Here is a 23,568-nt window from a genome sequence, read left to right on the forward strand (position 1 = left end):
GCCCGCCGCTGCGGGCAGCCCGGCCGGACAACGAAAAAAAAGCACACCCTCAGACGGTTTCCCGCCGAGGGTGTGCTTCACCCGCGCCTTTCATATGACATCAGTATACCTGTCTCGGCGCACGGCTGCAAGCAAAGCTTCGTCGCTCCGCATCTGCGCCTTCTTCCCGTCGCGTCTGCACGCTCGAATTCCCGCCGTCCCTCCTGTCGCCGAGAAACGCGCTCCCGCAAGACCCGACGCTCTACGGTCCGCTGCCGCCGACTTCAAAAAGGAAGCTTGCTCCAGTCCTCGTCGCTTTTCATGTCGATGAGGATCGGCTGATCAAGTTCGCTGACGATGCCCGAGGCGCGCAGCGACCAAAGGATCTGCTCGCGGCCTTTGCGGGACTCCGAATCGGCCTTTCGCCCTGCCGGCGGCGGGTCCATGCTTTCCGCGACGGACAGCCCGGCTTCCCCCGGCTGCTCCGCATCCGGCGAGTCGGCCCGCCATGCTTCCGCTTCCCGGACCGCGCTCTCGCCGTCCGCCGCGCGCTCCAGCCCGACCCACTGGATCGAGCCGTTCCAGCGGCGCACGATCTCGGCCGTTCCGTCCTGCGAGCCCTGGTCCCAGACGGTGATCTTCACCGGAATGCCGGATTTCCGCGCATGCGACTGCAGCGAGCGCAGGCAGTGCTCGATGACCGTCTCGTCGTCCCGGGTCAACAAGATGAAATGGCTCTCCGACTGCGGCCGCCTGGATGCTCTTCTCCAGAAAAGGTGGACCGTTGCCACGGCCGCTCCGTAACAGGCGATGACGCCGATCAAGATTTCGTACATCCCGTCTCCTCCTCTGCCAGCCGAAGCGAGAGCGCCGGGCCGATCCGCCCTTTCGCGCCGGCGCTCCGGAGCCTGATACGGTACCGTATGCCGAAGGCAGCCTAGGCGTTACGGCGAGGAGGCTTCATGGCGTCATGAGCGCAGCTCCGTCCTTTCGTTCCCGAGCGCATGCCAAAAAAAACGAGCCTCCGGAATCGCTCCCGGGGCTCGTACGCGAAGGGCCGCAGCCCTTCTTCTTTTTTCACCGCTTGCGCTTCAGCTGCTTCGCGCCGAAGCGTCCTTGCTATGTAGCTTTCGCGCTTGCGCCCGAAGCCGCTTGGATCCGTCCGGGCCGGGCTCCGGCCTGCGCTCGCCCGCCTCGGACGAGCCGCCTCTCGCTCGTCTCGCGCTAGAGCGTGACCCAGCCGTACTTGATGGAGTTGATGACGGCTTGCGTGCGGTCGTCGACTTCCATCTTTTGCAGGATGCTGGAGACGTGGTTCTTGACGGTCTTCTCGCTGATGAACAGGAACTCCCCGATCATCTTGTTGCTCTTGCCCTCCGCCATCAGGCGAAGCACCTCGGCCTCGCGGCGGGTGAGCGGGTTGTTCTCGCCGGCGACGAACTTCACGCCGGTCTCGCGTCCGGCCGCCGCCCCGGTGCCGGCGCCCATCTCGTCGAGGTAGGTCATTCGGCGCAGCTGGTTGATCAGCTTGCCGGTCACCTTCGGATGGATATAGGCATGGCCCTGCACGACGGAGCGGATCGCGTTGATGAGCGACTCCGCCTCCATGTCCTTGAGCAGATAGCCGGTCGCTCCCTTGCGAAGCGTCTCGAAGACGTAGCTCTCGTCGTCATGGAGCGAGAGGATGATGACCTTGATGTGCGGGAACAGGTCCCGCAGCCGCTCGGTCGCGACGACGCCGTTCTCGATCGGCATATTGATGTCCATGAGCACGACTTCCGGCTGTTGCTGATTGCAGAACTCCAGAACCTGAATTCCGTCGCTGCATTCCCCGATCACTTCCAGGTCGTCTTCCATGTTGAGAATTCGCTTGAGGCCTTCCCGGAAAAGCTGATGATCGTCGGCAATCAGCAGCTTGATCTTGCGCTTGCCTCCTGCTGCGTTCAGGTCCATATGCATTGCTACTCCTTTCGCTGATCCACGCCTGTCGGGATATGGATCGTGATCTTGGTGCCCTGGCCGCTGGACGATTCGAGCTCCAGCCGGCCTTCCAGCAGCTCGACGCGCTCGCGCATCCCCATCAGGCCAAAATGAGAGTTGATCTTGGCTCTGGACTCGATGAGCTCGGCGTCGAAGCCGATCCCGTTATCCTGGACGGCGATCTTCACCATCTGCGACTGGTAGGTCAGCTCCAACGAAACGTAGCTGGCGCTGGCATGCTTCATCGCATTCGTGAACGCCTCTTGAACCAGACGGTAGATGCCCGCCTCCATGGCCGAAGGGAGGCGGATTTCCCGCCCGATCGTCTCGAACACCGTATGAATTCGTGTTTTTTCCTCAAAATCCTGCACATACTTACGCAAAGTGGGAACAAGTCCTAAATCATCTAGCGCCATCGGTCGCAAATTGAATATAATCTTGCGGATTTCTTCTAGTCCTGACCGGACCTGCGCCTTTAAGTCTACTAATTCGTGCTGCACCATCTGAAATTCCTGCTTTACCAGCATTCTTTCTGCAATTTCTGTCCGCAGCACGAGGTTGGCCAGCGACTGCGCCGGGCCGTCGTGAATCTCCCGGGCAATGCGCTTGCGCTCCTCCTCCTGCGCCAGAATGATCTTGAGGCCGATCAGCTGGCGGTTTTTGGCGGACTCCAAAATGCGGGTCACCTGCGTCAGATCGCCGGCCAAATACTCCAGCACGACGTTGATCTGAGAGTGGATCGTCTCGGCCCGCTCGACCGAGCTCTCGACGTTTTTCACCCGCTTCTGCAGGTCGTCGCGGCGCGCCTTGAGATAGGTCTCCTTCTCGCGGTACACCATCAGGTCGAGCTGCAGCTGGGTCGCCCTTTCATAGGCGTTCTTGATGTCTTCCTCTTTATAGCGCACGAAGTCGCGGCTCACCTCGGTCAGCCGGATGCGGGCAAGCCGATACTCCATCTCCAGCTTGTCGACCTTGTCGATCGTCTGGACGGTATCCTGGAGCACCTGGTTCAGCTCCTGCTCGAGCGTAAGCATCTCCTTGCGCGCGGATTCGCAGATTTCATAGATCTGGTATTTGCTGTCCTCCATGACCTGGATCGCGTTTTTGATGACCCGGTCGATATCCACAATGCGATTGTCCACCTGCATCACAGCTGCCTTTCTGTAGCTGGATAATCCTGCATAAGCGACGAAATGGCGCTGCTGTCCCTTAGGACGGCAGCGCCTCGCGTCAGCAGGTCACTCTCTATCATACCATAGGCTCCCTGCGAGGAAGTCTATCATTCGACGGTAATCCGCTTAGTCGCGCCGTCCCATTTTACGGATAGTCCCATCTGCTCAGAGACGACGCGGATCGGGACCAAAGTCCTTCCTCCGCGTTCGATCGGAGCGGCCGGAGCCGCCGCGCGGACGCCGTTTACGACCAGATCCTTGCTGCCGATGACGAGCTCCAGCAGCTTGGCCCCTCTCAGCACGGAGACGCGCTTCGACGCCGCCTCGTAATCGACCGTGCTGCCGAGCGAGCTCGCGACAAAGCGCAGCGGCAAGTACGTCACGCCGTCCTTGATATAAGGAGCGGAATCGAGAGCGGTCGTCTTGCCGTCGATCATCGCGGTCTTGCTGCCGGCCCTCATCTCGATCTTCGCTTTGGCCGGCTCCGGCACCGACGCCGGAGCGTCGACGGAGACGTTGTCGAAAGCGATCGTGCCCGCCGCCGCGCGCTCGTCCGCGCCGTCCTTGAGGCTCGCGACGTAAAGGCGGGTCAGCTTGACCGGATATTTCACCGCCGTGCCCGACTCCGACAGCGGCACCTTGATCGTGCGCCAGCCGGTCCAGTCGACCGCCTTGGACAGCGTGAGCAGATGCTTCGCGCCGGCGGCGTCCGTCAGCTCGGCGCGCGCCCAGTTCAGGCTGGCGTCGCCGAACACATCGACGGAGAGCGAGGTCGGCTGCCCGTCGATCGGGACGCCGGCTCCGAACGAGGCATAAGCCGCGCGCGTATCGGTCGAGCCGCTCGTGAAATCGTAGCCGAGGCTCAGCGCGCCGGTGCCGTTTTCCGCGGCCAGTCCGCTCGTCAGCTGGGCGGAGCCTGTCACCCCGGCGGTCGAGGTGAAGGAGAAGGCCGGCTGGAGCTTGTCGAAGTCGGCCAGCTGCCGGCTGCCGCTTCCCTTGGCGAGCGTCAGGAGCGCGGAGAAGCCGTCATAGCGGGCGATGGCATATCCGACCTGCGCGCCCTCAGACACGCTCTGCACCGTCAGCTTGTCGCCGCTGCGGGCCGCCGTGAAGCCGCGGAACTCCCACTTGACCGCCTCGGAAGGCAAGGTGTAGGTGCCGCCGTCCTTGAGCGTCGCCGTCACTGGCACGTCCAGCTGCGTGCCCGCCTCGAGCGCGCCTTGGGCGGTGCCGATCTTCAGCGACTGGATCGCGTCCGAGCCCACGACGACGACCGGCAGCTTGTCCGTCGCCGAGCCGGATTTGACAGTGATCGAGCCGGTTCCCGTCTTGGACGCGGTGAACGTATTGCCGCTCCAGCTGCCCGCGATGCCTTGGGCGCTCCAGCTCGCGCCGAGGCCTGCCGGATCGAGCGGATTGTAGTATTGATCGTACGCCTTGAGCTCGTACGCGGCCGACTGCCCGAGGAACAGCACGCCCGAGCCGCTCGCCTTGATGCCCTTGATCGCGCCCTGCGGCGCGGACGTGAACACGCCGAGCCCGTTGGACACCTGGCGCATCGTCGTCCCGTATTCCGTCGGATGGCCGAGCTGCAGGCCGAATTCGCCGAGCGGACGAGCGACCATCGTCGTCGAGCCGCCGCCGTCGAAGTTGACCGCCTTGCTGACGCCGAGCTCGACGAGCACCGACTGCAGCTCCGCGAGCGTCAGTCCGGAGCTGCTGCCGTTGTCCTCGGCCGTGACGAGATACACGGTGCGTCCGTCCGCCGAATAGGCGCCTGCCGTACGCGAGCGCGCGGATGAGCCGCTGATCGAGGAGACGCTGCGGGAGAACGCCGCCGCCTTGCCGTTCTCGACGAGAATCGTATGGCCTCCGACCATCGTCTCGAAGCTGGCCGGATCGACCGTCTGCTGCGTCGTCAGCGACTGCAGCCGATAGTCGGCGCTGACCGGCTGGCCGACCTGCAGATGCTCCCGCACGTAAGCGGCCGCCGTACCGTGCGCGCGCAGGATGAAGCCGTCCGCCGGAGGCGTCGTCTGGAGCGCGGAGCCCTCCGAGATCTGCTGCACGACGCCGCCTTGCACGAGCACCTCCGTAGGGGTGGCGTAGCTCGCCCCCGCAGGACGGCTCGGCTCTGTCCAGGCGCTCGTGTACAGATAGAGGGCGTTCGCATGCGAGTAGCCTTTGGTCGGAAACTCCGTGGTGTAGGAGGACTGGTTCATGCCGCTGAGCGCGAACGTCGAGCCGTCCCCGGCCGTCACGCTGCCTTGGAAGGCGTAGCGGTCGATGACCGCCTTGCGGTCCTTGGTGACGCCGAACATGTACATGCCGGTCAGCTGCATCGGACTGACGAGCAGCGATCCGCCGCTGATCTGCGCGCCCATCGGCGCTCCGTCGGAGGAGGCCGTCTGGAAATAGTCGGCATTGATGCCGGCGACCGCGCCGGCGTTCTTGGCCATGTTCAGCACGCTGCTGCGGCCGGTGACGACGCCTTGCTTTCCGTTGATGGCGTTCAGGCTCACATGCGGATCGTTCAGGTCGATCTTGATGACATGGATATTGGACTGGACGGAAGCGCCGCTACGCGTTCCTTTCCAGAGGTAGTCGATGCGCTGGGCGCCGGAGGTGATCATTTCCTGGCTGACGACTGTCAGCTTGGAGCTGGCGGCTTCGGCCCGGCCGACGGGAGACAGGATGCTCATCGCTCCGGGCAGCTGCGGCGCGAGCGCGGCCAGAGGCTGGATGACGAGCGCGGCTCCAAGCGTGCTTACGAGCACGCGGCGGACGAAGACGCCTCGCGGCGACTTCCGCTCCGGAGACGGGGCGGCGGCTCGGACGTCGTTGCGGCGGTTGATGCGGCTTGCCTGTTTCATATGAAATGCAGCTCTCCTATCTGTTTGCCTTCATTCGATTGGTCTAGCACACGAATGAATAGACTTCCAGAATAGAGAAAAGTTACGAGGCGATAGAATAGTCTTTTCACCTTTGCGAGGTTGAATGTCTTTTTCTATGAAAATAGCAAAAGCCGGCCTGCTGCCAGGCCGGCGGAAAAACAAGTCACAGTAGAGATCGCCTAGACGTCGATCATGTTCAGGTACTGCAGCATGCGCTTGATCATGACGACAGCCTCCGCTCTCGTCGCCTTGCCGGCCGGAACGAATTGATCCGCCGTCTGGCCGTTCAGCACGCCGATGTAGACCGCCTTGGCCGCGTAGCTCTTGGCCCAGCTGCCGATCTTGCCGCGATCCTTGAACTTCTCGAGGTAGTTCTGCTCCTGCTGAGGCGGGATGATCTTCATCTCCGCCGCTTCGACGGCGCGGATGATCATCGCGGCCATCTCCTGGCGGGAAACCGGATCGTTCGGCCGGAACTGGCCGCTTGCGCCCTCGACGATGCCGGCGGCGGAGGCGGCGCCGATATAGGCGGCAGCCGCGCCGAGCCCGCTCGTATCGCGGTAGGCCGAGGAGGCGGCGGCTGTATTGCCCTTCAGGCCGAGCGCGCGCGAGACGAATTCGGCGAACTCCGCGCGGGTGATCGTCTTTTTCGGCTCGAACGAGCTGTTCGTGCGCGGACGCACGATCGCCTTGGCGGCCAGCGTCGAGATGTCGTTCTTGGCCCAGTGGCCGGCAATGTCGCTCAGCACCGCGCTGCCCCTGGCGATGGCGAAGACGCCGCCGTCCCGGTGCTTCAGCACGACAGCCGAGCCGCTGCCCGCGCTCTGCGTCTTGGTCGGGACATAGCTCATCAGGCTCGTCTCCGGATCGTAGAAGACGCCTGCGGCCTGCGCCGCCGGAATGACGGACGCGGAGCGGAGCGTCGTCGTCATCATCCGCTTGAGGCCGCTGTAGGCGACCTTGGTCGTGCTGCTGCCGCTGACGAGCGACAGGTCGATGCTGATCGGCCCGGCCAGCAGGCTGGCGCTGGCGCGGCTCATCGCGAACTGCAGCGTACCGGCCAGCGAGCTTGCGCTCGTATCGAGCGAGAGCAGCAGATAGCCGGTCGTGCCGCCCGCATTGAGCAGCTTGGCGGTTTTTTCATAATCGATCGCCTGCAAAGGAAGCTCCACGGTCAGCGTATCGAATTGGATCTCGAAGGAAGCGTTGCTGGCGCTCATCATTTGCTGCAGAGTGGCCAGCGGAAGAGCGACCAGCCCTGCCTTGTTCGTATCCGGCACCTGGAAGCTCACCTTGGACTGGCCGGCGGCGCGCGCGGCCTGATAAGCGGCCGCCAGCCGCTCGTTGAGCACCGTATAGCGGGTCGCGACGCGGCCGGCCGGGGAGACGTCCGGGCTGGTCGAAACGTCCAGCTCCGTCAGCTGGCCCGGAGCCTTGCTGCCCGTGCCGCCTCCGGCGCCGCTGCCGGAGCCGTCGCTTGCGCTGAGGTTGGCGATCGCGACGGAGGAGAGCGCCGCCGCCGCATCGCCGCCCGCCAGGCGCAGCGGATTGTAGGTCGGCGGGCTGTACGTCAGCGTCAGCGTCTGTCCCGGCGCGACCGAGCTGCCCAGCAGCAGCGTGACGACGGAGCCGGAGACGCTTACGCTGGACACCGGGATGAGCGTGCCGCCGGCGCGGAACGAAAACTGGGACGGCCCCGGCACGGCGGCCGGATCCAGCGGCATGCTGTACAGCAGCGTCACGGCCGCGCCGGAGGCGCTGCCCGACAGGAACACCGGATAAGTGCCGCTGACGCCCGCCTCGCGGTTGCTGAAGCTTTCGGCCGGATTGCCCGCCAGATCGGCGAGCGGAGGCACGCCCTGGACGTAGCTCACCTTGACCGACGTGCCGGCCGTCAGCGAGCTCGCCAGCGTCAGGATCAGCTTATTGCCTTCCACGGAGACGCCGCTGATGCTCATCGAGCTCGTGCCGCTCAGGACGGCGAACTGGCTGCGCAGCGGCAGCAGCGATCCGTTCAGTCCTTCGTTGTACGTCAAGGTGACCTTGCTGCCTGCTGCGGCCACGCCGGTGAGCACCGGCCGGCTCGTATCGAGCAGGTTCTGGATATAGGCGCCGCTGAATGCCGCCAGCAGGTTGCCCGACTGGTCCATGACCGGATTCGTGCCAGGCGCATAGTTGATGTAGGCGCCGCCCTCGCCGCCTGCCGCCGAGGCCAGCTTGAACGTCAGCACGTTGCCGTTAACGGCCGGCTCGCTGAGCGAATGGTAACGATCGTTGACATAAAGGGCGAACTGCGAAGCCCAGTCCGCCTTCGCGGCGCCGAGCGCGTCGCTGAACGTCAGCCGCAGCTGGCTCCCCGCCACGCTGCCTCCGGTCAGCTTGGGCTGAGCCGCCGAAGCATCGTAGGTCGCCTGGCGGCCGGAGAATCCGGCCGCTCGAGCTCCGCCAAGGCCGCGGATTGCCCGCATGCTGCCAGGATCGGTCGGAGCGGTATAAGCGACGGTCACCTTCTGCCCGTTCAGAATGCCGCTGCGCAGCTCGAGCACGACCGTATTGCCCGAAACGCTCGCCTGGCTGATCTCACGCGCCGCGGAAGCATCGTTGACCGTCACGTAGAAGCTCGCGGGATAAGGCACCGCTGACGAATCGAGCTCATTGTCGTAGGTAAGGCGAATCTTGGACGGGCTTAGCATCTCGACCTTGCTGAGCGCGGGCGCCGCTGTCGTGGCGCGCAGCGTCTTGAATCGCCATTGGTACTCGTTGAGGATGCCGCCGAAGCCGTTGCCGGCTGCATCGCGGATGCTGTTCACGCCGATCTCCATGTAGTATTCCCCGCCGCCGGGCAGCGGCGCGTCCGGACGGATGACGACCGTATCCGGCCGATCGGCCGTCACTTGAGCTTTGACCGTGTACGTATCGGACGAGCCGGCTTTATGGATCAGGATCTGGTAGCCTTCGCTCAACCGTACCGGTTCCGTGAACACCGCCTCGAACGCGGCGATCGTCGAGACCGAGTCGCTGCCGCTCGCCGGACGCAGCGTCAGGACGGACGGCGGCGTCCAGTCGCGGGTCGCCGTGAAGCTCCATGCCGAGCTCCCTGCCAGGCCGGCATAAGCCGTGCCCGCCGCGTCGCGGATCGCCTGCGTGCCGATCTCGACATAGTAGCGTGCTCCTTCCTGGAAGGAGATGCGCGGATCGATCGCGATGCGGCTGCTGCCGAAGCCCGCGACCTGCTCGGACGTGACCGGGATCGTCGCGACGATCGCCGAGTCCTGGGCGCTGCGGATGACGAAGCTGCCCGTACCCGGATAGACCGCGCGGTCGAAGCTCATCGCCAGCTTGCTGTCCCCCGCGGCGATCGTCTCGCCGTTGCCGGGAGACAGGCCGGTCAGCGACGGCCCCTTGCTGTCGCTGACCGCGCGGGTCGTGAACGTCCACGCCGCCGCGTCGCGGATGCCGGCGAACAGCAGGTCGCCGCTGCGGAATGCGGCGGCTTCGACCAGCACATAATAAGCGGTGCTGCCGGCGAGGCCGTTATGCGGGAGGATCGCGCTCCTCCCGTCATCGGCGTATCTCAGCTGATCCGCCGTCCAGCTTTGGACCGTGCTGTTGTCGGATACCTTCTTGAGCTCGATGCGCTTAGGCGCAGCGGAGCTGCTGTTCGGGCTGACCGGCTTGTCGAAGACGAGCTTCAGCTCCGTCCGGACGTCCACGCCTTGGGTGCCGTTTGTCGGATTCATCCCCGTCACCCCGATCGGCGAAGCCGCCGTCCGGAAGCTCCAGCCGATCGATCCGGAGCGGTTGCCCGAGCCGTCCTGGACCAGGCCGGCCGGAGCGCTCACCGTATATGACTGGCTCGGCAGCAAGCCGTTTGGCGGCGCGATCGACAGAACGTTCGTCCCCCCGCCGCTGACCAGCGTCGAGGTGATGCCGATCGGCACGCTGTCTCCGGTCGAGGCGTTCGTCAGTTGCAGGAAGCCCGCAGCCGGGAACACCGCTTCGTTGAACGTAATGCGCAGCGCCGAAAAGACCGACGCGTCCCCTTGGCCGGAGCCCGGGCTATAGTCCGTCGCAACAGGCGCGGAGGTATCCGGCTCGGCTGCAGTGAAATTCCACTCCGTCGCGCTCGAGATGCCGGCGAAAGCGCCGCTGCCGGACTGGCTGACGAAGCTGCCGCTGTCGATCAGCACATAATAGGACTGCCCCGCCTCGAACGGACGCTCCGGCTGGATCGTCACGAGGGACGAGTTGGACGGATCGACCGTCACCCGGCTGTCCGAGACGGCGTAGCGCCCCCATTCGGAGTTGTCCGCAACCTTGCGGATCGAGATGACGGCCGCCCCGTTGCCTTTCAAGACCGGCTCGTCGAAATAGAGCGAAAGCCTGGCGTTCGCCGGCGCCGCCGCAGCGTCGTCAGCCGGATATTTGCCTGCTGCGACCGGCCCCCCTTGGGCCGCGTACGCGGTGCCTGCCGTCAATCCGGCTGCAGGCAAAGCCGTGTGCGCCAGTACAAGCAGAGCGACGATTCCTTTCAACCACAATCGTTTTCCCACGACCATTTTCCACTCCCCGATTGAACATTCGTAGTTACTTTGTCGGTCGCTGCGCAGGGAATGTTTAGGAAAAATGGAGAAAGCGATAGCATCTGAACGCAAAAAAGCCCCTGCTCCATGAAATGGAGACAGAGGCTCTGCTTGCAATCTTGCTTAGACCAGTGCTTCCTGCTTGAGCAGGGAAGCCTTGTCCACGCGCTCCCAAGGAAGATCGATGTCCGTACGGCCGAAGTGGCCGTAGGCAGCGGTCTTGCCGTAGATCGGACGACGCAGGTCCAGCATCTTGATGATGCCGGCCGGGCGCAGGTCGAAGTTGGCGCGGATAAGCTCCACGAGCTTCTCCTCGGCCACTTTGCCCGTACCGTAGGTGTCGACGTTGATCGAAACCGGGTTGGCTACGCCGATCGCGTAAGCCAGCTGGATCTCGCATTTGTCGGCCAGGCCAGCGGCAACGATGTTCTTGGCCACATAGCGGGCTGCGTAAGCGGCGGAACGGTCGACCTTCGTCGGATCCTTGCCGGAGAATGCGCCGCCGCCATGACGAGCGTAGCCGCCGTAGGTGTCGACGATGATTTTGCGGCCGGTCAAGCCCGCATCGCCTTGAGGACCGCCGATGACGAAACGGCCCGTCGGATTGATGAAGTATTTCGTCTCTGCGTCAAGCCATTCAGCCGGCACGGCTGGAGCGATGACATGCTCGCGGATATCCTTTTGAATCTGCTCCAGCGTCGCCTTCTCGTCATGCTGCGTGGAGACGACGATCGTGTCGACGCGGACCGGCTTGCCGTTCTCGTCGTATTCGATCGTGACTTGCGTCTTGCCGTCCGGACGGAGGTAGTCGAGGGTGCCGTTCTTGCGCACTTCCGCCAGACGGCGGGCGATGCGGTGCGACAGCGCGATCGGCAGCGGCATCAGCTCCGGCGTCTCGTTCGTCGCGAAGCCGAACATGAGGCCTTGGTCGCCGGCGCCGATGTCTTCGTTTTCCTGATGGACGTCTTTGCCCTCACGCGTCTCGATCGCGGCGTTGACGCCTTGAGCGATGTCGGCCGACTGCTCGTTGAGCGAGGTCAGCACGGCGCAGGTCGTGGAGTCGAAGCCGTACTTGGCGCGGGTATAGCCGATTTCCTTGATCGTGCGGCGCGCGATCGCGGAGATGTCGACATAGTCCGCGCGGCTGCTGATCTCGCCGATGACGAGTACGAGACCGGTCGCTACGGATACCTCGCAAGCTACGCGGGCATGGGGATCCACTTCAAGGAAAGCGTCGAGAACTGCGTCAGAAATCTGGTCGCATATTTTATCGGGATGGCCTTCCGTTACGGATTCCGAAGTAAACAGGTGTCTTCCTTTAAGGGACAAGCTGATCGACCTCCTAGAACCATGGAATGAGAAAAGGATGATGTCTTAACAAAAAATCAACCTTTTCCCATTGGAAAAGGTCGGGTAGACAACTCTTCTAGGACACTATGATAGCCCAACTGTCGGATCGTGTCAATGGACGGAATCCCTTGCCGGATCCTGGTTCTAAGGACTCGAGCGGCAAGTGCGGCAAGGCGGGTTCAGCTGTGAACAGATCGTGAACTCGCCTTGCCTCTCACCGAAATTCCCGCTTACAGGCCAAGCATCGACTGCTCGGCTTTGGCGACCAGACGTTTCGTAATTTCGCCGCCGACCGAGCCGGCTTGGCGAGTCGCCAGCGACGACCAGTGGATCGAGCCAGGAGCGGATGCCGGTCCGGATGCGCCGAGCTCGCCAGCAAATTCCGTATCCGCAGAGCCAGGAGCCGGTGCGGAGTACAAGCCCAGCTCGCCGGCGATTTCATATTTCATCTGATTGAGCATTTCCTTGCATGCAGGGACGACGACGCGGTTTGTCTTTGCCATTGCACCAAGCACCTCCAAAGGATTGGGATAGATAAGGATGTGCTAGTAGCTTGCCGCCGCGCCGCGTCCGCTACGCGTATAACCTGTTGCCACTTCGGGAAAAATATCCCCGCTTACTTCTCGATCGTCTTGATCTCATAAGCCCCGCGCACCATGACGGTCAGGCCGACTTTCATGCCGTCCGCCGAGCCTACGCCCCTCCCGCCCCGAGGAAACAGGATCAGATGGTTTTGCGGCACGCTCGAGCCGGACTTGATGTCGATGCCTGCCGTGACGTCGGCGATGCCGTTGCTGTCCGGGCTATAGGCAACCGCCTTGCCGCCCCGCACGACGACCTCCGTACCGTCGGCAGCGATCAGCGTTTTGCCCAGCGGCACGTTGATGACCTTGACGCCGCCTTCGTCGGAGCTTCCTCCGCCTGCGCCCGGCGTCGCCGTCGGAGCCGAGGACGGCGCCTGCGACGGTGACGGCGACGGCGTGCTGGTCGGAGCTGTCGCTCCTCCCTTAAGCGCTTCGGCGATCTTTTGATCGACATAGCTCTTGGTGACGACCGGATCGTCCGCCGTGCCCGGCACAGTGCCGACCGAGGCGGAGGTGCTCGAAGAGGCGGCAAAGGCCTCTCCGTTCCACGTCTTGAGAATGGCTTGCCACTGGGTACCGACTCCAATCGCTGCGGCCAATGCGAGCGCTGCTGTTGCCTGTGTTCTTCTTTTCAATGTAATCTCCTCCTAAACCAGACTCCGCCAATATCCCGACTCTACTAAAAGGCTGTCGAATTGTCTATGAGCCCGATGGAATCAAGCAGAAAAGCCGCGCGCTCAGGCACGGCTTCTTCGGCTTCGCTCAAATCATTAATTGTTGATCAAGAACCAGTTCATTTCCTGGGAAGCAATCAGAATCGACGATCCCTGGAAAACATCATAAATATTAAGCTTGAATTTGCTATTGGTGCGGACTTTGTTTTGAATCTCCGGATCATTGAACAATATTTTGAGAGGAATGTCCGTACCCTCTTTCAGTACTTCGTCTTGGGACCCTTCCAAAGCCGCAGCAAGGTCAAACGTTTTGGAATAAGTGAGCTGATTGGTGTCCTGATTGACAAATTCGACTTTGATTTTATGCGTTCCGGCGATGGCCTCATAAGTTGCATCTCGTCCGAGCGAGTAGACGGTCTCCAGTTTAAGTCCGGCGACGTTGTACATATCTTTGACATCATAGAAAGCACTCGTCTTAGCCAGCGACAATCCGAAGCCGCCAACTTTCAGTTCTTTTACTTGATCCGCCACACTCTCGTTCGTCTGTCCGAGCTGGAACGAAACCGGCTTGACCAGAAGCGGAGAGGTGACCGAGCCTGCGTTCGTGCCCGTTCCCGAACCTCCATTCTCCCCTGCAGGTGGAGCGGCGGGCTCCGTACCGATCGCCTGTCCGATGACAAGCTTGTAATCGCTGGCGTCAAAGGCGCGCGGAAGGGCAGACCATGCGGAGACGAGTGCCTTGCCTCCCGAACTAATCCGCTCTTTGACTTCGGCGTACTGGACCGGTACGATCAAGCCGTTTTTATCGACCAGGTACCCGCCCAGCTTGGCGATCGCGGTGGCTCGCGGTTCCTGATTGATTCCCTCGAACTCCGCATAGAAGGTTTGAGTGCCTACGCCTTTATAAACGGCATTGCGTTTAAGCTTGATCGTCGCTTTTTGCCCGCTTCCAGAGATGACGTAGTCCGTGAGATTGCCGATAACCGGGATCTCCGACAGTTGCTGTCCCGTAAATTGATACAGCATCTTGCCTGGCTTGTCCGCGGCTGATTCCGTGGCGACAAAGGCGATTTGACTGATGGACGTACTGTACGGAATATCTGCGGCCACGACAGCCTCGTAGCTGGATCCGGGAGCGAGTACAAGCGTAGAATCCAGACCGATCGCTTTCTGCTCGGTTCCGATCTTGACGCCGTTGACCATAAAGTAGCCTCCGAGGGCTGGAATCTGCTTCGCAACCTTGCTGTTGTTCGTAATGGCGATGCCAGCGACCAGCTTGTCCTGCTCGACTCCGGAAGTTCGAGTCACGGTTTTCAATTGGATGCTGTAATCCTTATAGCTGAATGCAGTTCCCAGTCCGCCTTCCAAGGAGGCGGCTTCGACGACATAGGAGGCAATGACATACGACCTTTCTTTATCCGTCGCCAACGATTTCATGACCAGCTCGGCGCCAGTCAGACTTGCTTCCGCAGGCAGCGTCCCCGTCAGCGCCAACGACTTGCCGATCCCTGGCAGCAGGCTCGCGTTTTCTTCTTTGGCATAAGTCAAAGCATAGCTCTTGCCGTTGCCAGTCACAAGATAGAAATCGAAGGCCCCCGCTGCGACTGCAGTCGATCCCGTGTTGGTGAGCGAAAACTCAAGCGACACGGACTGTCCCTCGGCATCTTGGCTGATGATGGCGTTTCCGGCTTTCGTCGTGACCGGCTGTCCCTCTAAATAGATGCTCCGAGGCTGACCCGCAGTCGAAGCGGACTGCACTTTCAACGCCGGCAATTGAAAGACGCCTGTCGGGAGCTTGAGCTTTGTCGCCTCGTCATTGAAGGAAGGAACGAGAGTCAGCGGCTTTGCGACGACAGCTAAAGGAAGCGTCGAACGAAGCGTAATGATTTTCCTCTCTCTCGGCTGGATCGTCATCGTTTCCAGGCTGGGAGATGAAACGTTATAGACCGAAAGGCTTTCCGTCTGAATGTTGAACGTCAGCTTGGATAAGTCAATCACTTGTTGTCCTACATTCTCAAGCAAGTAATTGACGGTGACATAGCCATTGTCCTTGTCTTTGGATATGTAGGCTTGCTTGACCGCTCCTTTGAGCTTGCCGCTGCCGTATAGCATGACGCCTGGCTGAAAGGCTGCGATCCTGTCGGTGCCTTGGGAAGGATATGAAATCGTGCCCAGTCTTTTTTCATAGTTGGAGGAAGAGAAATCCCACTTGATGATGTCAAAGGATAGATCCGTAAGCTTGGTCGCTGAATCGACGACCGCATAATAAGTCATATATTGCGTACTGTTGGCAGGAACGGATGTCTTCTCCTTGTCTCCTTCAACGACCGTAGCCTTGAATGACTTGCCTGACTTGGATTTGACACGAATCCAGTAATCCAGCAGATCCATAGATTTCGAGCTTTTATTCGTGATCACGACCGTATAGGCTAACACTTTACCCTTGTCCTGCATGAGGAAATGGGCGTCCCTTATGCTCAGCGAGCCTCCCGTCAAGCCAACTGCTTGTCCCGACAGCGTAACGCTCTTCGCTGCATAGGCTACTTGCATTCCGCTTTCCGCTATCGTACCGCCCAGCAGCAAGCCTGCTGCAGTCAATGCGGTCAATCCGCTTTTCATCCAGTTATGCTTCACGTCGTCATACCCTCCTGAATCCATATAGCATTTAGACGCAGAGAGAGTCTCCTTTGTTTCTGTTATTTACCGCTTGCTCCAACTTTTGTGCAACAAAAAAAGAGCAAGCAGGGAATCCTGCTTGCTCTTTGGGGATGAGGCCTTAGATTAGCCGATTTCAACCGTGATCGTACCGGACACGTTGTTGCTCGTCGTGTACGTGATAACAGCCGTTCCTTTTTTACCAGCGACTGGGGACAGGTTGCCAGCTTGATCAACCGTTACCAGCGAAGGCGTCGAGGAGGAGAAGTATCCGATTGGGCTGATCGCGATGCCATATTGGTCTTTAACCGTAGCCGTGATTTTGTTGCCGTTTTGCTTCAGCGTTACTTCTTTAGCCACTGGAGCATCTTCGGAAACAGTCACTTCTTGCGTTGCTACAGCTGTGTTGCCCACATATGCAGTAACCGTCGATTTACCCGCTTTTTGACCTGTAAGTGCAAAGTCAGACTCAACTTTCAGCACAGTAGGCTCGGAGCTGGTTACGAAGTCAGCAGAAGCTTTAGCCAGTGCGACTGCTTCGCCGGAAGCCGTTTTACCCGACAGTTTGATCGTCTTGGAGTAAGCTCCAGCCGTCTTAGCTGCAAATGCTGCACCGATCGAATCGATCGAGAAGGATTTGACGTCAGCGGAATCAACAACCGTTACCGTGAAGGTGTATACTTCAGCGGATCCAGAAGAGATCGTCACTTTTGCCGAACCGGATTTGCCGTTAGCGGCTTTCAGTTCGCCTGTTGCTTTGTTGTAGGTCAGCAGGTTCGCTTCGGATTGTTCGGAGAGGACAACATCATAGGCTGCTTCTGCAGCTGTTGCCGTCTTCGTACGTCCATAGTTATCAACCAGTACGATGTTATCGCCTTTCAGCGTAACCGTAGCATTGTCTTCCAGCGTCGTTACGACATCTTTAATGCCGTTTACGCCTACGACATTAGAAGCTTTTTGAACCGTCACGCCAAGCGTAGAAGGTACGGAAGTAGCGACTTTGCCACGAGCAACCAGGTAGGAGTAGCCCTCTTTCGTGAACTTCAGGACGAGCTCGCCCTTAGCGTTCACCTTAGGGTATCCTTCAGCAATGTTTGCACCGGAGATGTCGATTTGGTCCGTGCTCAGAGCCGTACCTTTAACTTCTTGACCGAAGATATCGGTAGCTACGAACGGGAAGACCACTTCTTCACCGGCTACGACCAGCGAGCTTGGTGCACCCAGTTGAATATCTTTCACAACCGAGTTGCCTGCAACGGTGATAACGATGGACTTAGCAAGACCGGCGCTCGGGTTGCTAACCGTCAGCGTCGTGGAGCCGGCAGCTTTAGCTGTGAATTTCAGAACGCCTTTGCTGTCCACGGTAATTTTCTCAACAACACGGTTGTCGCTGTTGTAGAAGATCAGACCGTCTTTTTCTTTCCAGCTCGTGTACGTATCAGCTGCAACGCCGGCTTTAAAGTCGATATCGCCAGCCGTGAGCGTCAGCGCTTGACCGCTTGCATCTTTCAGAGTCAGCGGAACGATAAGACCCGTTTCGCCAGCGGAGATACGAACTTTGCCAGCCAGCGGCTGAACTTCGCCCAGTTCCAGGACAGTGGCCGTCGAGCCCGTTACGACCGGAATGGTTTTGTTCGTGCTAAGACCCGTAGCTGGGACAAATGCCGTCACGAGGACTTTATCGCCAGAAGCAGCTCCAGCCGTCTTAAGGTTGACCTTGCCGCCTGTAACCGTAAGAGCAGCATTCGTCTTCGTCGTGTTTACAGCCGTGATGTAAGTGCTAGTCGTAGCCGTTACATCCTCTTTGAACTGGTTGTAGACTTTAACGCCGAGATCGACATTGTCAGCCAGTTGAAGAGCAGGGGACGTTACTTCGATCGAGGAAGTTACGCTTGCAGCAACTTTAACCGCGAACGGAGCGTCCGTGCCTTTTACCGTCAGCGTGTAGTCGCCTACCGGCAGGTATACAGCGGACAGAACAACGGATTTGTTGTCGTCAGCGTATTTAGCCGTCACAGGGAACGTGGACAGGTTGGATTTCAGCGTGTAGCCGCCATCCAGGTACGTTTTTTCCGTAGCCGTCAGCGCGCGGTTGAATTTAACCGTGATTGCTTTGGCGCCGGATTGAGCCGCTTCCGTTGCTTTAACAGCTTGAAGCGTAACTTTAACATCGTAGGATTTGCCGTTGTAGGAAACGGAAACCGTCGTTTCTTTGCCAACTTCCAGTGGAGTCGTCAGCGCGTGCTTCACGACTTGGTTGTCGGAGAAAGTAACCTCGATGTTCGTAGCGTCGACAGCAACAGCGGACTTGACGGATACAGCTGCATCCGAAAGGTCGTAGATTGCTTCAACGACTTGACCGCGAGTAGCGGCTACTTTGTAAGAAGCGGCGGAATCGATCAGGCCGGCTTCGATAGCAGCTGCTACGTAGCCTTTTGCCCAAGCGCTTACCGCGCCGGAAACAGCTGCGTCCGCTTTAGGCGTCAGGCCTGCTGCGATAACGAGCGTTTTGGCTACTTGCTCAACCGTCAGGGACTGGGAAGGTCCGAACAGGTTGTTGCCAAGGCCGTTCAGGTAGCCAGCTTTCGTGCCAGCGCCGATGAAGCCTTTCGCCCAGTGAGTTGCTGCTACGTCCTTGTAATTGGCTGCAGCGGCGTCTTCCGTCAGGCCGTTGAGCAGAACGAGGACTTTGGAGAACTCAGCGCGCGTGATGTTCTTCGTCAGGCCGGCCGTTCCGTCCGGATAGCCCGTCAGGATGCCCGCTTGCTTCAGAGCGTCGAATTTCTGTTGTGGGGACAGTTCAGCCGCGAAAGCGGAGCTTGCGAATACGGAAGTTACGAGTGCGCCAGTAACGACCAGGGATAAACTTTTCTTCATAACCTTTTTGTCTCCTCCTCTAACTTGCTTAAGTATGTGAGAGTGTTTGGTAGAACTATGAGTGCTCTTTGTACTCATCTGTTGTGTCACCCCCTTCCCAGAGTGTGGGAGCAGTATAATATAGAAAAATGTCTGCTTCATGCTGTAGACACGTGTGAAAACATGTCGCAGAAACTCGTAAAATCAAGTAGAAAATAATGGAAGCCTGTCAAACCACTAAACCATTATACAATGGGCTAGTAGAGGCAGTAAAGAGGGAGATGAGAATATGTTCCATTTCCATCGGAGTTACCGGAGCAAAAGGAATTGATGTTCCGGACCGGCTTCCCTGCCATCTTTGGATTCCGTTCTGTGCGACTCCATGTACTTAAACGCAGGGCGTTTCGAAAAGTTGCGAGCCGTCGGAACTTTTTTTCTTTTTCCTGCCTGTTGTTTTGCTATGTATTGCCTTGATGCGTACTTCTTGGCTGCATTCCTAGTATAACTTGGTTAACCGGGCTCCGTCGACTCGAAACTTTTTCCATCCCTCGATTTTTGTCGAAAACGGAACGGTCATCCAATAGGCGAAGAAAAGACTGCAAAAGGAAGCCTTTTGCAGTCTTTCTCTACTACTATAAAGCTAATCTTTAATTGATTTTCGGCAGTCGTTTCAGGCCGACCAGCACTTTTCCGAGAATGATGCCCGAGTCGGAGCGAAGCAGGTTCGATTTCGGTTCGAACACATACCCGTTCTTCGGATTGGTGCTGTCTACCGGAGAGCCTTGAATATAGCCCTTTTGGTAGATCGCCAGCACCGAGGCGCGGGCGTAATAGTCGATGCCGCTGTAGTCCTTGAACGCTTTCTGCAATGCCTTCTCGATCTTGGCCGGATCGGTCTCCAGCTTGAGCTTGAGGGCCCTGGCCAGGATGACGGCCGCATCCTCGCGGGTCAGGTTGCTCGTCGGCTCGAACGTCTTCGGCGCCTTGCCGCGGATATAGCCTTCGTTGAACGCCGTCTCGATGTAGCGGTAATCCCACAGCGCGGTGCTCTCGACGCCGACGTCGTTGAACAGCCGCTTGGAAGGATCGGTATTGTAATTGAGCTGCACGCCGAGCGCTTTGACCATCATCGTGGCGAATTCGCCGCGCGACGTATACAGGCTGGCGCCGAACTCATCGAGCCCCGCCGCATTCATGAAGCCTTTGGCATACATTGCCTCCAGGTAGTTGCGCGCATAAGGATGCGACGTGATGTCCAGGTAGGAATACTTCAGCTGTCCGACGACGTAATAGCCGAATTCCTTGAACGGTACGGTCACGGTGTTTTTCTTCGTGTCGACAACGCCGCCCAGGTTGACCCATTCCGGCTTTTTCGGATCGAAGTGGAACACGGTGATGAACGTGCCGTTGGCATCGACGATATTGGCGTCATACGACAACGTCAGGCTGCCTTCTTTGGACGTCACCAGCTCGCGGTTGATCGGACGATCCACATACGAAGGCAAGTCCGCCGTCGGATACTGGTACGGATCGATGCCGTAGGTGAGCGGGTCGTTGACGCTGTCCGTCTGCGGGTCATCCGCCATGCCGGCGTCGATCCAGAATACCTTGCCCGCCTTGTTAAAGTTGGTGGAGAACGTATTCTCGAACATATTGCCGAGGCTCTCGAGAATCAGGTCGAAGTTGGCCGGCGGCACTTCGAACTCATGCCGGTCGACGACGCCGTCGGTCGGGTTGGCGATGCCGAACAGCAGGCGATGGCCGGTGAACACCTGGTTCTTGAGCTTCTCCGGCACGTTGTAGTCGCGGCGGATAAGCGTCGTCGATTTCGGGAAGGTCAGCTGCAGCTCGCCTTCAAACATTTTGTGCGAGCTCTTCATTTCTTCCATGAAGCCAGCGCCAGGAATATTCGTCGGCGCGTAAGTGACGGTAACGGTGCCGTTGATCGAGTCGTTCTCGTTGGCGATCGTAAACTTCAGGTCGTTTTTGCCCGACTTAAGCCCGCTGATGACGACGCGGTAAGCGGTCGTGTAGTCGATCGTGCCGTCGTTGTCCGCGTCATAGGCGATCTTCTCCGCGTTCAGCTTGTTGACCGTGACCGTCTTGGCGCTAGGCGCGTCGATGATGACCTCGACGAAGTTCTGGTTGACGATGCGCTTGCTGTTCAGAGGGCGCAGAATTTTATACGGCAGCGCCGTCGGATCGACCTCGAGGCGGTAGCTGGCGCGCGCGCCGGCTTCGCCGTTGTTGTAGACGTAGAAGTTGTAGACGCTGGACGTGCCGTCCTTGCTCAGGTACTGGTTGGACAGCACCCAAGAGAATGTCTGCGTCTTGAGGTCGTACGTGACGACGAGCTTCGGCACGCGCTCGCCTTGTTTCGGAATCTCCGGGATGGTATTGCCGGTGTTGATCGTTCCAACCGTCTGCTGATCCTTAGGCAGACCTGTATCAATGACGCGAAGCTCCCTAGCCAGCGTCCAGACGATCGGGCTGCTCATGTTGCTGCCTTCGATCTTCAAGATGAATTTGCTCTTGTCGATTGAGCTGTTGGGATCGGTGAGCGCATCGGTGACAATGTTTATGTCTTGGCCCAGATCGACGAAGTCGAATGTGCCGTGAAGGTTCATATACGGTTCCTTCGTCGTGAACACGCTGCCCGATTTCGGGAAGTTCGGATCATTGGCCAGCGGAGCCGGCAGGTCGCTGCTGTACGGATAGATGCTGTCGGCCTCGACCGGAATGACCGGGAGGTTGACTTGGTTCAGGAAAATAGTAATCGAGTTCTCATAATTGTTCTTGCTTCCCTTGTAGACGAATTTCAGATTGAAGGCGCCGGCGGACTTCATGATCTCCTTGGCCGCCGCGATCCCGTTTGCTGTCGCCTGGAACGAGTTGACCGCCCCATTCTGCTGGATCTCGATCGGGGCATTGTTGATATAGAAAAACATCGTCTGCGGCTTGCCGCCAGCCGGAGCATAGCGAATGTCCGTCAGATCGTTCAGGTTGGTCAGCGTGGCAGCAAAGTTCTTGAGCGTCGTGGAAACGATCGTATCGAGCTGTGTTAATTTGGTCGAATCGTAGTCGATCTTCATCGTATCATAGATGCTGTCGTACTTGAGGAACGGTCCGAACAGCATGTTGAACGTGACCGAGCCGGTTGCGCTGGCGTCGTGCTTGAACGTGACCGTCTGCGTTCCTTCATAGGGAAGCTTCGTAAAGACAAGAATCTTGCGTACGAACGTTTTGTTAACGCCGTTGACGGTCTTGGTCACCGTCGTCGAATAGGTCTGTGTCGTATCGATCGGTTGAACTGCGCCTGTCAACTCATAGTCCGTCGTGTTGCCGTTGATATCTGTGATCTTGGATACCGTCAATGGAAGCGTCGTGTCTGACGTGTTGCCGATCAGCACCTCGACCGCCAGCGGCGTGTCGTAGATATTCACGCCCGAGAGCGGCTTGCTCTCATTGTTGCGGTCCTGTGTCGTTTTATAGTTCGGAATGTAGTTGATCTCGCTGATGAACGGAGCCAAGGAGTCGCGCAGCGTGAACTTGAGGTTGTACACGCCCTGAGACTCGCCTGCGACCGTATTCAGCGCTTCCAGCGAGAGGTAGTAGGCGCGGTCATAGCTGAAGCTGGATAGAAGCTGGCTGAGCTTGATGTCGACCTTATAAATAAAGAAGGCGTCCTCCGGGCTGTATCCACCGGCGCTGACAGTCGGAATCGCATTGACCGGCGCGGCCGCCGTCCCATCCAGACGAGGCGTAATTTGAATCGGCTGCGTCGGGTCCGGATTCGGCACCGTCACGCCGTTCACGACTTTTTTGTTGTTCGGCACGATGACCGTCCCCGTCACGCTGAGGTCGGCTGGCGAATTTGCTTTGCTCGTCCCGAAATCAGGCGAGTATTCCAGCGCCGCGCTGTTCGTAATCGTCGTGCCGTTCAGCTCGTTGAGGTTCAGGTCATAGAACGTCACCTCGCCGTTGTAGAACGCGATCTCGCGCGTCGTTTCCACGGTCTGGTTGTTGTTCGTCACCTTGATCGTGACGAGGTTCTTGCCTTTTTTGACCGTCAAAGGCGAGAGCGTGAATTCGTAGTTGTTTGTCGCGGAGACATTGTAGCTGCGGCTCGAGCCGTTCACCTCGATCGTCACCTTTTGCGCATTGGGCGCGTTGCCGGTGATGGCGATGTCGGCCGAAGTCCGGCCGCGCGAAGCTCCAGAGGAGACGACCGTCGTCGCGTTCTCTTTCATCGGGAACGTGCTGCCGTCCAGGCGAGCGGCCAGGTTGTAGAACACCGGGCCGTCATGGTACATGATGTAGATGGAGGTCGACACCTCAGCGCCGCCCTGCAGGCCCTTGAACGTAATCCGGTTGAGGCCGGAGTATAGTTCAATGTTGTTCGCCGTCAGATTATAGCCGGTCAGGTAGATGCCGCCCTTGACGTTCTCCGTCTTGGAGCCGATCTGGTCGTCGGCGGGATCTTCTGTATTCTTGTTGTTCACAATTTGCAGGACGCTGTACGTGATGCTCGTCGGATCGATGTTGCTGACCGAGCCTTCCAGATTGACGCGGCCGTTCGTCGTCACCCGGGGATTGAGCGAGCTGCTCGTCTCCTTCGGGAATGTGAAATAGCCGGTCGCGGCCGCATCAGCCGTCCGGGCAGGCAGTACCGGCAGCAGCTGGACCACGAGGGCCAGCATGAGGACCATGGCGCTGAATCGTTTGAACACGGGAAGCCTCCTCCATACTGTTGCATAGGAATTTGTGTACGTTATTTATCGGACCATGACTGGAAAATTGTTAGGAGCGCGCCGGATTTACGATAACTTCTATTATCATGA

The 23,568-nt window shown here is 59.1% G+C and carries 11 protein-coding genes; all 11 read right to left on the reverse strand.

Annotated features, from left to right (window positions below; all coding sequences use genetic code 11):
- Positions 1 to 263: 263 nt before the first annotated feature.
- The 11 genes from NYE40_RS22040 to NYE40_RS22090 all read right to left on the reverse strand — a co-directional run bounded on the left by NYE40_RS22040 (position 264) and on the right by NYE40_RS22090 (position 23,457).
- Positions 264 to 815 (reverse strand): hypothetical protein, encoded by a 552-nt coding sequence (locus NYE40_RS22040; RefSeq protein WP_153784447.1) that lies wholly within the window; start codon positions 813 to 815, stop codon positions 264 to 266.
- A 388-nt stretch (positions 816 to 1,203) separates the two neighbouring features.
- On the reverse strand, positions 1,204 to 1,932 hold the full coding sequence (locus tag NYE40_RS22045; protein WP_028598999.1) for a response regulator transcription factor: 729 nt from the start codon (positions 1,930 to 1,932) through the stop codon (positions 1,204 to 1,206).
- Positions 1,933 to 1,940: 8 nt separating this feature from the next.
- Positions 1,941 to 3,101 (reverse strand): sensor histidine kinase, encoded by a 1,161-nt coding sequence (locus NYE40_RS22050; RefSeq protein ID WP_028598998.1) that lies wholly within the window; start codon positions 3,099 to 3,101, stop codon positions 1,941 to 1,943.
- Between the two features lie 137 nt (positions 3,102 to 3,238).
- Positions 3,239 to 6,004 carry a stalk domain-containing protein gene (locus NYE40_RS22055; RefSeq protein ID WP_153784448.1) on the reverse strand — a complete coding sequence of 922 codons (2,766 nt, stop codon included), beginning with the start codon at positions 6,002 to 6,004 and terminating at the stop codon, positions 3,239 to 3,241.
- Between the two features lie 200 nt (positions 6,005 to 6,204).
- Positions 6,205 to 10,578: an Ig-like domain-containing protein gene (locus NYE40_RS22060; RefSeq protein WP_339278971.1), complete on the reverse strand. Its 4,374-nt coding sequence runs from the start codon at positions 10,576 to 10,578 to the stop codon at positions 6,205 to 6,207.
- A 153-nt stretch (positions 10,579 to 10,731) separates the two neighbouring features.
- Positions 10,732 to 11,937: a methionine adenosyltransferase gene (metK, locus tag NYE40_RS22065; protein WP_028598995.1), complete on the reverse strand. Its 1,206-nt coding sequence runs from the start codon at positions 11,935 to 11,937 to the stop codon at positions 10,732 to 10,734.
- Positions 11,938 to 12,188: 251 nt separating this feature from the next.
- A complete protein-coding gene (locus tag NYE40_RS22070) occupies positions 12,189 to 12,461 on the reverse strand; it encodes an alpha/beta-type small acid-soluble spore protein (RefSeq protein WP_028598994.1) in 273 nt (90 codons plus the stop codon).
- A 113-nt stretch (positions 12,462 to 12,574) separates the two neighbouring features.
- On the reverse strand, positions 12,575 to 13,177 hold the full coding sequence (locus NYE40_RS22075; RefSeq protein WP_127464412.1) for a hypothetical protein: 603 nt from the start codon (positions 13,175 to 13,177) through the stop codon (positions 12,575 to 12,577).
- Between the two features lie 135 nt (positions 13,178 to 13,312).
- Positions 13,313 to 15,850 carry a hypothetical protein gene (locus tag NYE40_RS22080; protein ID WP_339278972.1) on the reverse strand — a complete coding sequence of 846 codons (2,538 nt, stop codon included), beginning with the start codon at positions 15,848 to 15,850 and terminating at the stop codon, positions 13,313 to 13,315.
- A gap of 147 nt (positions 15,851 to 15,997) precedes the next feature.
- Positions 15,998 to 18,748, reverse strand: coding sequence for an S-layer homology domain-containing protein (locus NYE40_RS22085; protein ID WP_194843458.1), 2,751 nt, complete (start codon positions 18,746 to 18,748; stop codon positions 15,998 to 16,000).
- 626 nt (positions 18,749 to 19,374) lie between these two features.
- Positions 19,375 to 23,457, reverse strand: coding sequence for an S-layer homology domain-containing protein (locus NYE40_RS22090; RefSeq protein WP_339278973.1), 4,083 nt, complete (start codon positions 23,455 to 23,457; stop codon positions 19,375 to 19,377).
- Positions 23,458 to 23,568: the final 111 nt, after the last annotated feature.

Source organism: Paenibacillus sp. FSL W8-1187, assembly GCF_037965485.1.
Taxonomy (GTDB): Bacteria; Bacillota; Bacilli; order Paenibacillales; family Paenibacillaceae; genus Paenibacillus_O; species Paenibacillus_O pasadenensis.